The organism is Granulicella cerasi, from assembly GCF_025685575.1.
GTDB lineage: Bacteria > Acidobacteriota > Terriglobia > Terriglobales > Acidobacteriaceae > Granulicella > Granulicella cerasi.
Genome location: NZ_JAGSYD010000003.1, coordinates 553,707 through 567,974, shown reverse-complemented (window position 1 = coordinate 567,974; position 14,268 = coordinate 553,707). Strand labels below are relative to the sequence as shown.

The following is a 14,268-nucleotide window of genomic DNA, read 5'->3' as shown; positions in this document are numbered from 1 at the left end:
GAAACAGAGCGTACATCTCGAAACAGCGCTGTAAAGATTCGTCGGTGCGGAATGCGCCGAGCCGTTCGTCCAGTGCGCCGAACCGATGCGCCGAGTGGGTGGGATGTGTGCCTACAATAAAGAACCTTGACGAAACGTAATCCCCATCTTCGCTTCCTGCGCTTCTGGCCCCTGCAATTGATGGGCTGGGGAACGTACATCGGCATCAACGTCTTGTTCTCGCTGCCGTGGTGGAGACGCACCGATTACGTGGCGTATCGCGGATCGTTTCTGTTGAGTAGCCTGATCTGCAGCTTTCCGATGTACTGGCTCTGCCACTGGCTCTGGAAGAACAAGGTGCGACTGGTGACGTCGGGCATGGTGTGCATGATCGTGGCCATGCCGCTGGGCACGTTGTGCGCGGCGAGCTCATTCATCACCGCGACCTTTGTGAGCAGCAAGCGTCCGCCCACGCACTTTCTCGACGTACTGACGGCGACGCCGAGTGGATGGTTTGCGCTGATGGCCTGGACGGCGTTTTACTTCGGCATCAAGCACTACCTTGCGCTGGAGGAGAAGCATCGCCAGCTTGTGGCGACTGAGCTGCTGGCGAAGGAAGCGCAGTTGCGCGCGTTGCGTTATCAGTTGCAGCCGCACTTCCTCTTCAACACGATGAATGCGATTTCTACGCTGGTGCTGAATGACCAGCCCCATGCAGCGACGGAGATGATTGGCAAGCTGGCAAGCCTGCTGCGCAGCACGCTCGACGCGCCGGAGATTGATCAGATTCCGCTCTCCGATGAGCTTGCCGTGACGGAGGAATATCTCGCGATTGAAGCGGTGCGCTTTGGCGATAGGCTTTGCGTGCGCTGGGATGTCGACACGACGTTGGCAGAGGTGCTGGTGCCGCGATTGATCCTGCAGCCGTTAGTAGAAAACGCTGTGCGTCATGGCATCGCGCGTCGGCCGAACGGCGGATTCATTCTGGTGAAGACGCAGCGCGAGGGCGAGCGGTTGTCGGTGCTGATTGAAAACGAGCCGCCGGAGGAGTCCGCGAGTGTGTTGCTTGATGGCGTGACGCGCACGGGCGGCGTGGGTTTACAGAATGTGCGCGAGCGTTTGCTGCAGCTCTACGGCGATGAGAGCGCGATGCATACGGCAACAAATGTGCGCGGCAACTATGAGGTCTCGTTCAGCTTGCCGCTGCATGCGCAGAGTGACGATAAGCTGTCTGTAGTGGTTTATGAAGCATAGTGTCCTCATCGTCGACGATGAACCGCTGGCGCGACAGGGCGTGGCGTTGCGCCTGAAGGCGCATGACGATCTTGAGGTGATTGGGGAGTGCGGGAACGGGCAGGAGGCGCTGGCGTTCATTCGGGAGCATGCGCCGGAGCTCGTGTTTCTCGACATCCAGATGCCGTTGATGAACGGCATCGAAGTGATGCGTACGCTTGAAGGTGAGCGCCAGCCGTTTGTGATCTTCCTCACCGCGTTCGACCAATATGTGATGCGTGCGTTTGAGGTGCATGCGATCGGCTACCTGCTGAAGCCCGTGGATGAGACACGCTTCAACGCAGCATTGACACATGCGCGTCGTGTACTTGGAACGCGGTCCACGGCGGAGTTCAACAAGCGGCTGAAGTCGCTATGGCAGAGCAAGGACGAGGCGGGCGTGGAGCCGCTGGATAAGATTGCGATTCGCGTCGGCAAGCAGACGCGGCTTGTCAGTATTGATGAGATTGACTGGATTGAGGCGCAGGGCGACTACGCGGAGTTGCACGTCGGCACGCGAACGCACCTTCTGCGTGAATCGCTCAACACGCTGGAATCGAAGTTGAACAAAGATCATTTTCTGCGGGTGCATCGCTCGGCGATTGTGCGTTTGAACCGCATCGCCAGCGTGAGCACGCTGCCGAACCGCGACTGCTCGATCACGCTGCGAAGCGGAACTTCACTGCGGGTCAGCCGAACCTACAGCGAGCACCTCCGCAAACTGCTGCGGAGCCGGTCCGTGACCCTTTCCAAGCAGTAAGGGCTTCGACGCCACACCCCACCCACTTCACAGGTACGTCCAGGCAGGCGTCGCTTGGCTTTCTTCCGGGTGCACTCTCAGTTCTGCGCTTCGCTCGAGACATTTTGCCGTATTTGTGTGCGCTCGCTCGATGGCGCCCGGGAGGCGTGCTGGTATTCTAAGAGCAAAGCCCGACCAACCCGCGGAGGGGTGTGTGAGTGGTTGAAACAGACGGTCTTGAAAACCGTTTTGGCTGAAAGGCCAACGTGGGTTCGAATCCCACCCCCTCCGCCATTACGCCTACCCAAATTGATCTGCCGTTATCGCTTCCTGCCGACCTCTGCTTCAGAGGGAAGCTGGCTTGCGTTCCAGCCTCCGCCGAGTGCTGCGATCAACTGCACGGCGCTGGTCATCTGCTGCGTCTGGAGCTGCACAAGCGTTTGCTGGTCCGTGAGCACGCTGGTCTGCGCGGTGATCACGTTCAGGTAGGAGTCGACGCCGGTCTTGTAACGCGTCATGGCAAGGTTCTGATAGCGGGTTGCAGCGGCGACGGCGAGCTTTTCGCGCTGTGCTTGTTCGGCCAGCTGTCGGCTGGAGACGAGGTAGTCTTCGACCTCCTTGAACGCGTTGAGCACCGTCTGACGGTATGTGGCAACGTTCGCGCGATAAAGCGCCTCGTAGCGTTGCACATTCGCTTTGCGAGCGCCGAAGTCGAGCACGGTCTCGGACGCGCTTGCTCCGAGCGACCAGAAGAGTGCGCTCGCGGAAACGATCTGCGAGATGCTCGACGTCTGTGTGCCACCACTACCGGTGAGCGAGAAGGTCGGATAGTACGCCGCTTTGTAAACGCCGATGAGCGCGTTGTATTCAGCGACCGTGCGCTCGGCGGAGGCGATGTCCGGGCGGCGCTCCAGCAGTTGTGAGGGAACTCCGGTCGGGATATAGGGAACCTTCAGTTCGAGCGGCGAAGGCGCAAGGCTGAAGCTCGAGGCGGACTCGCCGAGCAGCAGTGCGATCGCATGCTCGTATTGTGCGCGCGTGGTGCGAATCGCGACAGCGTTCGCCTCGGCGGCACGCAAGGTCATCTCGGCTTCGGCCACGTCTTCATCAGAGTCGATGCCGGCCGAGTAGAGCTTCTTCGTCAACTCGACGGATTGCTTGTAGGCTTCCGTCGTCTTGTCATAGAGCGCGACGAGCGAATCCTCACCGCGCAGCTCGAAGTAGTACTGTGCCAGCGATGACTGCTCGCTGAGTGTTTCGTTGGCAAGGTCTGCAGCGGAGACCTGCGCGGCGTTCTTATCGGCAAGCACCTGATTGCGCACGGATCCGAAAAGGTCCGGCTCCCAGGAGACGGTAGCAGGAAGCTCATAGCTTTGACTGGAAGAGCTCGTAGACAGTCGCGCTGTGCTGGAAGAGCCGGTGCCCTGCGCATTGACGGCTGGCGCAACAGAGACCGTCGGGAAGAGTGAGGCTCGCGCATTGCGCACTAACGCACGCGCGGCCATGTAGTTTTCAAAATATTCCTTGAGGTTCTGGTTGTTGATGTTGAGCTTCTCTTCGAGCGCGTTCAACTGCGGATCGCCGAAGACCTCCCACCAATTGCCGCGAATCATCGCGTCTGACGGATTGGCCTGCTTCCAACCGCTTTTCTGCGCCTCCGTAGTGCCGGGAGTGTTTTCTTTGTAGCTCACTGCGGGCGGTGCAGGCATAGCGGGACGCACATACTTCGGGCCTACGCGGCAACCGCTGAGCGAGAGAGCGAAGAACAAAGAAGCGCAGGCAGAAGTGCCGCGAGCAAGAAGAGGCGAAGCAGAGGAACGGGACATTAGAGTGCCTCCTGAGGTGTCGGCAAAGTGTGAGGTCTTTGCGGCTGGAGCTGCGCGCCGTGCCGCGAGAAGCGCTTGCGCAGGCGGTCCATGAACATGTAAATGACCGGTGTGGTGTAGAGCGTGAGCACCTGGCTGACAAGCAGGCCGCCCAGAATCGTGAGACCCAACGGGCGCCGCAGCTCCGATCCGATGCCGGTGCCGAAAGCGAGAGGGACTGCGCCGAAGAACGCTGCAGCGGTCGTCATCAGGATGGGGCGGAAGCGCAGCACACATGCCTGGAAGATGGCGTCCTCGGTCTTCATCTGCTGCTCGCGCTCCAGCTGTAGAGCGAAGTCGATCATCATGATGGCGTTCTTCTTCACGATGCCGATCAGCAGGATGATGCCGATGAGCGAGATGATGTCGAGCTCTGCGTGAAAGAGCACAAGCGTGATCACTGCGCCGAGAGATGCCGATGGCAGCGTAGTCAGAATCGTGATCGGGTGGATGAAGCTCTCGTACAAAACGCCGAGAACGATGTAGATCGCGAAGATAGCGGTGGCGATCAACAACGGCTCAGAGCTCAACGATGCTTGATATTGCTGCGCGGTTCCGGTGAAGGTTCCGTGTACGCTCTTTGGGATACCGAGCGATGATTCAAGGTTGTGAATCTGTGCTGTGGCATCGCTGAGGGACGCACCTGGGGCGAGGTTGAAGGACAGCGTCGAGGACGGATAGAGCCCGGTGTGGTTGACGGAGAGTGGGCCCGTCAGCGGCTTATATGTCGTGATTGCGGCTATGGGGACAGTGCCTGCGCTGCTTTGAACGTACGTGTCTTTCAACGCGTCGGGGCCGGTGTAGAACCGCGGCTGCGCTTCGAGCACGACGTGGTATTGGTTCAGCGCTTTATAGATCGTTGACGGCTCGGCTTGCGAATACGAGTCATTGAGGACGTTATCGATATCGCTCGCGGTGATGCCTAAGCGCGCAGCGGTCGCGCGGTCGTAAGTGAGGTACGCCTCGAGGCCGCCTGCTTGCAGGTCCGTATCCACATCGCGCAATGCCGGCAGCTCTTTCATCTTGAGATAAAGCTTCGGCACATAGCTGCGCAGGTCCGCCGTACTGTCCGCTTGCAGGGTGTACTGATACTGCGCGTTGGTCTGGCGTCCGCCGATCTGCAGATCTTGCGCGGCCATGAGGAAGGTCTGCGCCTGCTTGATCTTTGCGAGCCTGGGTCGCAGGCGATTGACGACCTCAGCTGCGCTGACACCGCGTTGTGCCAGTGGCTTCAACGCGACGAACATAAATCCGCTGTTGCTCGTGCCCTGTCCGCCGGTGAAGCCGACAGCATTCTGCACGGCGGGGTCAGCGCGCACGATGGCGATCGCGCGCTTCAGTGCGTCGCTCATCATGCCGAAGGACGCGTCCTGCGGCCCACGCATTCCGCCCATGATCTCTCCCGTGTCCTGCGTGGGGAAGAAGCCCTTCGAGACGCGTGTGAGGTACGTGATATTCATCGCCGCAGTCACGAAGAAGAGGATCAGCACCATCACTGCATGGTCTCGCAGTACCCAGCGCAGTGAGCGTTCGTAGCCGCGTACAAGAAGCTCAAACGCACGCTCGACGATCAGATATAGCTTTCCATGCCTGGTCTCGCCGTGCTGCTTCAGCAGCAATGAGCAGAGCATGGGTGTCGTTGTCAGCGACAACAGCATGGAGATGGTGATGGCGAGCGAAAGCGTGACGGCAAACTCGCGGAAGAGACGTCCGATGATCCCGCCCATCATCAGGATGGGAATGAAGACAGCCAGCAGCGACGCGGTGATCGAGAGTACCGTGAAGCCGATCTCCTTGGCGCCTTTGAAGGCTGCTTCCTTGGTGGGCATTCCATCTTCGAGATGCCGCTTGATGTTTTCCATCACCACGATTGCGTCGTCAATGACGAAGCCGGTGGAGATGGTAAGCGCCATCAACGAGAGATTGTCCAGCGAATAGCCGAGCAGGTACATCGCCGCAAATGTTCCGATCAGCGAGACGGGAACGGCGATGCCGGGGATCAGCGTGGCACGCCAATCGCGCAGAAAAACGAAGACGACCAGAATTACCAGCAAGATTGAGAGCAGCAGCGTTCGCTCGACATCATGCAGCGACGCGCGAATCGTCGTCGTTGCGTCGACCATGATTCCGATGTGTTGCGAGGCCGGGATCGCAAGTTGCATAGCAGGCAGTTCGCTTTTGATCTTGTCCACCGTCTGAATGATGTTCGCGCCGGGCTGCTTGAACACGATGATCATCACTGCAGTCTTGCCGTTGACGTAGCCCGCGGAGCGAATGCTTTCCGTGCCGTCCTCGACTTCGGCCACATCGCGCAGGCGAATCGGCGATCCGTTCTTCACGGTGACGACGAGGTCTTTGTAGTCCGCAGCTTTCGAGAGTTGATCGTTCACCTTGATGAAGGCTGTAGTCTTGCCGTCCGCGATGCTTCCCGTCGGTGAGTGCGCGTTCTGGTTCTGCAGAAACGTCGCCACCGTCGTGAGGCTGACGCCGTAGTGCTGCAACTGCAGGGGATTGATCTCGACGCGGACCGCAGGCAACGAGGATCCCCCTACAGTGACCTGACCGACGCCTTGAATCTGTGAAAGCTTCTGCTCGAGGATGGTTGACGCAGAGTCATACATTTCGCCTGTAGAAGCAGAGTCAGAGGTGACGGCGATGATCGCGATGGGTCGGTCCGCAGAGTTCACCTTGCGGTATGTGGGGTTCGACGGCAGGTTGGTGGGGAGGTACGTGCGAGCAGCGCTGATGGCGGCCTGCACGTCGCGCGCGGCAGCGTCGATGTTGCGGTTGAGATCGAACTGCAGGGAGATCGTCGCGGAGCCGGTGGAGCTCTGGCTCACCATCTCCGTGACGCCAGCGATGTGGCCGAACTGGCGCTCCAGCGGCGTGGCCACCGCTGCGGCCATCACTTCTGGGGATGCGCCCGGTAGTGAGGCGTTTACCGATATGGTGGGCGAGTCGATCTGCGGCAGCGGCGACACGGGCAATACGTTGAACGCGATGGAGCCGGCGAGTGCGATCGCTGCTGTCAGCAGGATGGTGGCGATGGGCCTTCGGATGGCAGGAGCGGAGAGGTTCATGCGCCGGGCTCCACGGACGGAACGAACTGCGCGTTCCTGGAGCGGCGCAGGCGTTGGCTAATGCGGTCGAACCAGAGATAGATGACAGGGGTCGTGTACAGCGTGAGCAGTTGGCTGACGAGCAAACCGCCCACCATCGCGATGCCCAGCGGGCGACGAAGCTCCGCGCCGATACCCTGGCCTAGCGCAAGAGGGATACCTCCGAAGAGCGCGGCCAGCGTGGTCATCAAGATGGGGCGGAAGCGCAGCAGCGATGCGGAGTAGATGGCCTCTTCAGGACTCTTGCCTTCTTCGCGCTCAGCTTGCATCGCGAAGTCGACGATCATGATGCCGTTCTTCTTCACGATGCCGATGAGCAACACGATGCCGATGATGCCCACGATGCCGAGGTCCTGTTTGCAGACAAACAGCGCGAGCAGTGCGCCTACGCCGGCCGAGGGCAACGTCGAGAGAATCGTGAAGGGGTGAATGAAGCTTTCGTAGAGAACGCCGAGGACGATATACACGGTGAGCAGTGCCGCGAGAACCAGTAGTCCTTCGTTGGCGAGCGAGTTCTCATAGGAAGCCGCAGTGCCCTGAAACTGAAGCTGCAGATTCACCGGTGGCTTCATGTCCTTCTCAACTTTGTGGATCGCGTCGACCGCCTGGCTCAGGTGAACGCCCGGAGCGAGGTTGAAGCTGACCGTGACGACAGGGAACTGCCCTTGATGATCGATGGTGAGCGGGCTGAGTTTCTTCTCTACCGTGCTGAAGGCGCTCATCGGAATCGGTAGAGCGGTTGTGTCCGACGACGAAGTGCCCGAGCTGGAAGCTGCGGAAGTGCCGGTTGTCGATGAGCCAGCAATGGTGGTCGTGGCGTTGTTCGACGCGGTTTGCAGCACGCTGCTGTTGCTGGTGAGTGTGTTGCTGCTTGCGGAAGAGCTCAACTGCGAGGATGCAGATGTTGTGGCGAGCGCGGAGTTGCTTGAGGCGACAGCGCTGACGCCAGAGCTTGATGCCGCGCTGAGTTGCGATGTGCTGCTCGTGGAGGAAGACGAACTCGAGGAAGAAGAGGAAGAGCTGCCCGTGGAACTCGACGAGCTCGTACCGTTCGTGCCCTGGAGGTAAATGCTGTCGAGGCCGCGCGGTGATGACTGGAACTGCGGCAGGGCTTCGAGGATCACGTGATACTGGTTCGTCTGCGTGTAGAGAGTTGTGACCTGGCGTTGGCCGAAGGCGTCGTAGAGCGTTGCGTCGAGAGTGGACGGCGTCACTCCCAGGCGCGAGGCGGTGACGCGATCGATGGTGACGTTCAGCGAGTTGCCATTCGGTGCTTCGTCGGTAACAACATCCTGCAGCTGCGGAAGCTTACGGAACTGCTCGACGATCTTCTGTGTCCATGCGTTGAGCTCCGCCTGGTCGGGGTCTTCGATGGTGTATTGATACTGCGTACGGCTCACGCGATCTTCTACGGTGAGGTCCTGCACGGGCTGCATGTAGGTCTTGATGCCCTCGACAGTGGACACCTTGCTGCGCAGACGTTGGATGATGTCGGAAGCGCTGACTTTGCGGGTTGAGAGCGGCTTCAGCGTGATCTGCAGGCGACCGCTGTTGAGCGTGGCGTTGGTTCCATCGACGCCAACGAAGGAGGAGATCGACTCCACTGCCGGGTCGGCGAGGACGATGCGCGCGACGGCTTTCTGTCGCTGCTCCATCGCATCGAAGCTCGTCGCCTCTGGTGCCTGGGTGATCGCCTGGATGACGCCCGTGTCCTGCGTGGGGAAGAAGCCCTTCGGGATGTAGTAGTAGAGCAGACCTGCGGTGATGATCGTGAGCAACGCTACGATGAGTGTCGCGATCTGTCGTCCAAGTACCCAGGTGAGCGTGCGTCCGTAGAAGTGGATGATGCGCTCGAAGATATTCTCGGACCACTTATAGAAGCGACCTTCTTCTTCCGGCGGCGTGTGCTTCAGCAGGCGAGACGCCATCATCGGAGTGAGGGTGAGCGATACGACGGCGGAGATGACGATCGTGACCGCGAGGGTCACGGCGAACTCCCGGAAGAGACGCCCCGTGATGTCGCTCATGAAGAGCAAGGGAATCAGCACGGCGATGAGAGAGACGGTCAGCGAAAGGATCGTGAAGCCGATTTCAGAGGATCCTTTGAGCGCAGCTTCCATCGGAGACATGCCCTCTTCGAGATAGCGGCTGATGTTTTCGATCATCACGATGGCATCGTCCACCACGAAGCCGGTGGAGATAGTCAGCGCCATCAGGGTGAGATTGTTCAGGCTATAGCCGAGCGCGTACATCGCCGCGAAGGTGCCGATGAGCGAGAGCGGCACGGCCACGGCCGGGATGATGGTCGCGCGCCAGGAGCGGAGGAACATGAAGATGACCGCAACGACGAGGCCAATGGTGAGCAAAAGCTCGTATTCCACATCTTCAACGGATGCGCGTACCGTAACGGTACGATCCGTCAGAGTGCGGACTTCGACGGAAGCCGGCAGTGTGGACTTGAGCTCGGGGAGGAGCGCCTGAATCGAGTCGACGACCTTGATCGTGTTCGCGTTGGATTGGCGCTGAATGTTGAGAATGATTGCAGGCGTTTCACCGGACCAAGCGGCGAGTTGGTTGTTCTCCACCGAGTTCGTCACGTGGGCGATGTCTTTGACGAAGACCGCGTTGCCGTTCTTGTAGGCAACGACTACGTCCTTGTATTGATCGGCCGAGGTGAGCTGATCGTTTGCGTCGATCGTGTACGCTTGCTGAGGTCCGTTGAAGGTTCCCTTCGAGCCATTCACGCTGTTGTTGGAGAGCGCAGTTCGCAGGTCTTCGAGTGTGAGGCCGTACGAAGACAGCGCGACAGGATTCGCTTGAATGCGAACGGCAGGCTTCTGTCCACCTTGGATTGTGACAAGTCCTACGCCTGAAAGCTGAGAGATCTTTGGTGCGAGGCGTGTGTCGGCGAGGTCTTCGACTTGCGAAAGCGTGAGGCTCTTTGACGTAAGCGCCAGCGTAAGGACCGGTGCGTCGGCGGGGTTTGTTTTGCTATAGATCGGCGGTACGGGAAGATCGTCTGGAAGATAGCTGGTAGCGGCGTTGATGGCCGCTTGCACCTCTTGCTCGGCGACGTCGATATCTTCGGTGAGCGAAAACTGAAGCACGATGACCGAGGACCCGCCCGAGGAGGTGGAGGTCATCTGGCTCAGTCCTTGAATCTGTCCGAACTGCTTCTCAAGCGGCCCCGTTACGGTGGAGGACATCACGTCCGGGCTTGCACCGGGGTAGAACGTCTGCACCTGGATCGTCGGGTAGTTCACCTCAGGCAATGCGGAGATCGGCAGCTGCATGTAGGAAACAACGCCCACGAGAAGGATGGCGACCATCAGCAGGATGGTCGCAACAGGCCGCTTGATGAAGAGTTCGGACAGGTTCATCGTGCTTGTCCTGTCGTCTTCGTGGCGGGCTTTGCGCCTTGGATGGAGACGCTACCGCCGTCCTGAATGCGGTCGAAGTTGCTGGTGACGACGCGCTCGCCGACATTGATGCCATCGATGGCGGACTGATTGCCTTCGGTGTTGATGACGGTGACGTTCTGCAGATGCACCTTGTTGGCCGGGTCGATGGTGTAGACGAACGCCTGCTGACCGTTGTACTGCACGGCTGCGGTGCTGACGATCTTCGCGTTCTCAAGACGATTCACTTCGAGTCGCGCATTGACGAACTGATTGGGGAAGAGCGTATTGGACTGGTTGTCGAACTGTGCACGCAGGCGAACGGTGCCGGTGGAGGTGTCTACCTGGTTGTCAAAGGTGAGCAGCTTACCCGTGGAAAGTTTGTTTTCCAGCGCGCGATCGTAGAGATCTACGCGCAGTCCGTCCTTCTGCTGCTGGATCTGTTTCTGTACGGCTGGCATGTGGTCTTCGGCGATGGAGAAGACCGTTGTGATCGGGTTCAGTTGCGTGATCGTCGCGATGGTGGAACTGCTGCCGGAGAAGATGGTGTTGCCGGGGTCTACGAGGCGCAGGCCGATGCGTCCGGAGATGGGCGCGACGATGTGGCAGTAAGAAAGCTGCACGCGATAGTAGGCAACGGAGCCTTCGTCGTTTTGCACGGTGCCTTCGGCCTGTCGCACGGTGGCTTCTGCGTCGAAGACCGTCTGCTGCGCGATGGCGTTGCCGGCAAGCGCGTCCTGATAGCGCTTGAGATTCACCTTGTCCTGCTCGAGTGCGGAGCGGTCTTTCGCCAGGGTGCCGAGAGCCTGTTGCAGTTGCGCTTCTACAGGGCGCGGGTCGATCTCTACGAGAGATTGTCCTTTCTGCACCATCTGCCCCTCGCGGTAGTTGACCGCCATGACTCGACCGCTGGCCTGGCTGTATACGTTCACGGTCTGCAGCGGCGTGACCGTGCCGAGGGCATCGAGGAAGACATCCATCGATCCTTGCTTCACGGCCTCGACGGTGACGGAGGTGCCAGCGCCGGCAGGCGGGCCAGCTGGTGTTGCGTCCTTGGAGTGCAGGAAGAGCGGCACGAGCAACAGCAGCACGACGACCACGCCGAGGAGCCAGGCAAGCCAACGATGTTTGCGTTGGGGTGAATGCGTAGGCTGGGTTGTGTTCAGGGCTGCCGGTTCTGCCATCAGGGTGCCGTCCTCTCGCGAGAGAGCTCGCTCTCTAAGGAGACGCGGTAGTCGGAAGCACGAACGTCACGGTTTGTAACACTTTGTCACGACCGGTAAAGTGGCATGATTTTGCGTGACAATAGACAGCGATGAGGAGAACCGCGAGCGATGGCGTCTAGTGGAGCAGACTCGGTGCTGATTGTGGATGACGATGTCGAGCTCTGCGAGATGCTCAGCAGCTATCTGGGCTCGCATGGCTGGAGCGTCTCCACGGCCCACTCCGGTGAAGCTGGACTTGCCTCCGCGGCATCGCTAATGCCCCACCTCGTGATCGTCGATGTGATGCTGCCCGATATGGATGGCTTCGAGGTGCTTCGCCGACTGCATAAGGCGCATTCTCATCGCGTGCTCTTGCTCACCGCTCGCGGAGAAGAGATCGATCGCATCGTCGGCCTCGAGCTCGGCGCGGACGACTATCTTGGTAAGCCGTTCAACCCGCGCGAGTTGATGGCGAGGATGAAAGCGATTCTGCGGCGCTCACAGGCGACCGCAGAGAAGACCGCATCGTCCACCGAGGTGAGCGGCTTCAGTGTCGATTCGCTAAAGCGTGCGATCTCGTTTCGTCAGCGACTTGTGCCGCTCACGGATGCGGAGTTCATGTTGCTGCAATTCTTTCTTGAGAGAGCGCATGAGGTGATCAGCCGCGATGAGCTTTCGCTGACGGTTTTTGAGCGCGCGTCTCGCCCCTTCGATCGCACCGTGGACATGACCGTCTCGCGCTTGCGACGCAAGCTCGAGCAGCTTGCAGGCTTTCACGGCGGCATTCGTTCGGTGCGCAACAGCGGTTACATCTTCGTGCCGGAAGGCGATGGCGGGGAGCGATAAATGCGGACATTCTTCCTGCAGATGTTCGTCGCGTTCTGGCTGGTGACGATCGGCATCTTCCTTGTGGCGACTGCGCTGAACCCCGACGGCGCGCATGGTTCGCTCGAAAACATCTTTGCGTTCTCTCAGCAGGATGCGGAGCAGGTCAACGAGTCAGTCGTCGCTATCTATCAACACCACGGATGTGACTTTCCTCCGCGCATTCGTCAGTACTACGTGCTCTCGAACACGTCCGGGCAAACGATGTGCGGCGCGGCTCTCGATGCAAAAACGGTAGAGCTGGTGCGCGATTCTGTGCGCAGCAATCACGTCGTGGGTTTGCACCATGGAAGCGAATGGATCACGGCGACGCCGGCGAGTCTCGGGCAGCAGCAATACGTGGTGTTGCATCACGGCCCGTATGTACCGCGTCCGTGGTTCCCGCATCTGCCGGGCGTGGCGTTGCCGGTTTCGTTGGTCATCACCTTCCTGTTTGCGTTCCTGCTGACGTTGCCGGTGCGCGCATTGTCGAGAGCGTTTCGTGACTTCTCTGCAGGCGATCTCTCGGTACGGCTGCCGGTATCCAAGGGTCGCTTCAGTGGATGGGGCGGTGCTGATGTGCGGAGTCTGATGCTCGACTTCAACTACATGGCAGACCGCATCAGCGGCTTGATGGAGGCGCAGAAGATGCTCGTGCGCGATGTGAGCCACGAGCTTCGGTCGCCGCTGGCCCGGCTGCGGCTTGCGCTTGAAATGGCGCGCGAGCAGAGCGGTGCGCCGTTGCCCGAGCTCGATCGCATGGAGATTGAAGCGGAGCGCGTGAACGATCTGATCGGCCAGATGCTGACGCTTTCGCTGATGGAAAGCACGCAGGAGATCGCATCCCGTGAGCGCATCGAGGTCCGCGAACTCGTCGAGTCGATGATGCCGGACCTGCGATTCGAAGCCGAGCGCCGACAGTGCAGTGTGAACCTCCGCGTGCCCACCTCGCCGCTCTTCGTGGACGGCAACGCCGAGCTGCTGCGCCGCATGGTGGAGAACGTGGCGCGGAATGCGATCCGCTACACGCATCCGGGGACGGAGGTGGAGATCGCGCTCGGCTCCGAGAGCCTCCGGCAGAGCTCAAAGGACCGCGCGGCCAGGCCATCCAGCTTTGTGACGATCGAGGTCGCTGATCGCGGCCCCGGCGTGCCCGAGGAGAGCCTGGCGATGTTGTTCCGCGCCTTCTTCCGGACGGACTCTGCACGCGGCAGCTCTACGGGCGGATTCGGCCTGGGGCTTTCGATCGCCGAGCGCGCGGCGCGCCTGCACCACGGAGGTATCTCGGCTCACAACCGCTCTGGTGGTGGACTGCGCATCGCGATCAGGCTGCGGCAGGAGGCCGCGACTCGATCGGCCTAAGGTCGCTGGCTCCCCTTATACTGCCAAAGGGGGCGGACTTGAAGCAGGCTGTGCACAAGCTGGAAATCGCCACGCGTGGGAAGGGACTCTACGAGTTCACTCCAAGCGTGGCCGAGTGGGCAGGGCGTCAGGAGATGCGGACGGGACTGGTCACGGTTTTCTGCCGGCACACGTCGGCGTCGCTGCTGATTCAGGAAAACGCTGACCCCACGGTGCGGACCGACATCCGCGCTTACTTCGACCAGATCGCCCCAGACGATGGCCCTTACGAGCACAACTACGAAGGCGCGGACGATATGCCCGCTCATCTGAAGACGGCGCTTACGCAGGTTCAGCTCTCCATCCCGTTCGTAAACGGTCGCATGGCGCTGGGGACGTGGCAGGGTATTTACCTCTTCGAGCATCGCGTGCACCCGCACCGTCGCGAAATCGTTCTGCACCTGATCGGCGAATAAGCGGCAGCGC

Annotated in this window: 9 protein-coding genes and 1 tRNA gene; 6 read left to right on the top strand and 4 right to left on the bottom strand. The window is 60.0% G+C overall.

Annotation, left to right across the window (positions count from 1 at the left end; all coding sequences use genetic code 11):
- Nucleotides 1-126 precede the first annotated feature (126 nt).
- The 3 genes from OHL11_RS11880 to OHL11_RS11870 all read left to right on the top strand — a co-directional run bounded on the left by OHL11_RS11880 (nt 127) and on the right by OHL11_RS11870 (nt 2,284).
- A complete protein-coding gene (locus tag OHL11_RS11880; RefSeq protein ID WP_263371719.1) occupies nt 127-1,233 on the top strand; it encodes a sensor histidine kinase in 1,107 nt (368 codons plus the stop codon).
- On the top strand, nt 1,223-2,011 hold the full coding sequence (locus OHL11_RS11875) for a LytR/AlgR family response regulator transcription factor (RefSeq protein ID WP_263371718.1): 789 nt from the start codon (nt 1,223-1,225) through the stop codon (nt 2,009-2,011). The genes OHL11_RS11880 and OHL11_RS11875 overlap by 11 nt, the downstream gene beginning before the upstream one ends.
- Before the next feature lie 183 nt (nt 2,012-2,194).
- A tRNA-Ser gene (locus OHL11_RS11870) sits at nt 2,195-2,284 on the top strand.
- A gap of 26 nt (nt 2,285-2,310) precedes the next feature.
- Here OHL11_RS11870 and OHL11_RS11865 read toward each other — a convergent pair.
- The 4 genes from OHL11_RS11865 to OHL11_RS11850 are packed head-to-tail and all read right to left on the bottom strand — an operon-like array spanning nt 2,311 to nt 11,556.
- A complete protein-coding gene (locus tag OHL11_RS11865) occupies nt 2,311-3,816 on the bottom strand; it encodes an efflux transporter outer membrane subunit (protein ID WP_263371717.1) in 1,506 nt (501 codons plus the stop codon).
- The gene (locus OHL11_RS11860) at nt 3,816-6,935 is read right to left on the bottom strand and encodes an efflux RND transporter permease subunit (protein ID WP_263371716.1); all 3,120 of its coding nucleotides are present in this window, start codon (nt 6,933-6,935) and stop codon (nt 3,816-3,818) included. Before OHL11_RS11860 ends, OHL11_RS11865 begins: the two co-directional genes overlap by 1 nt.
- Nucleotides 6,932-10,354 carry an efflux RND transporter permease subunit gene (locus OHL11_RS11855; protein WP_263371715.1) on the bottom strand — a complete coding sequence of 1,141 codons (3,423 nt, stop codon included), beginning with the start codon at nt 10,352-10,354 and terminating at the stop codon, nt 6,932-6,934. The genes OHL11_RS11860 and OHL11_RS11855 overlap by 4 nt, the downstream gene beginning before the upstream one ends.
- A complete protein-coding gene (locus tag OHL11_RS11850; RefSeq protein WP_263371714.1) occupies nt 10,351-11,556 on the bottom strand; it encodes an efflux RND transporter periplasmic adaptor subunit in 1,206 nt (401 codons plus the stop codon). The genes OHL11_RS11855 and OHL11_RS11850 overlap by 4 nt, the downstream gene beginning before the upstream one ends.
- Before the next feature lie 150 nt (nt 11,557-11,706).
- Between OHL11_RS11850 and OHL11_RS11845 the strand changes: the two genes are divergently transcribed.
- From OHL11_RS11845 to OHL11_RS11835, 3 genes are read left to right on the top strand one after another with little or no spacing between them, the layout of a single operon-like run.
- On the top strand, nt 11,707-12,423 hold the full coding sequence (locus OHL11_RS11845; RefSeq protein WP_263371713.1) for a response regulator transcription factor: 717 nt from the start codon (nt 11,707-11,709) through the stop codon (nt 12,421-12,423).
- Nucleotides 12,424-13,803 (top strand): HAMP domain-containing sensor histidine kinase, encoded by a 1,380-nt coding sequence (locus tag OHL11_RS11840; RefSeq protein WP_263371712.1) that lies wholly within the window; start codon nt 12,424-12,426, stop codon nt 13,801-13,803.
- 38 nt (nt 13,804-13,841) lie between these two features.
- Entirely contained in the window at nt 13,842-14,258 is a 417-nt protein-coding gene (locus OHL11_RS11835) for a secondary thiamine-phosphate synthase enzyme YjbQ (protein ID WP_263371711.1), read from the top strand.
- The last annotated feature ends 10 nt before the right edge of the window (nt 14,259-14,268 follow it).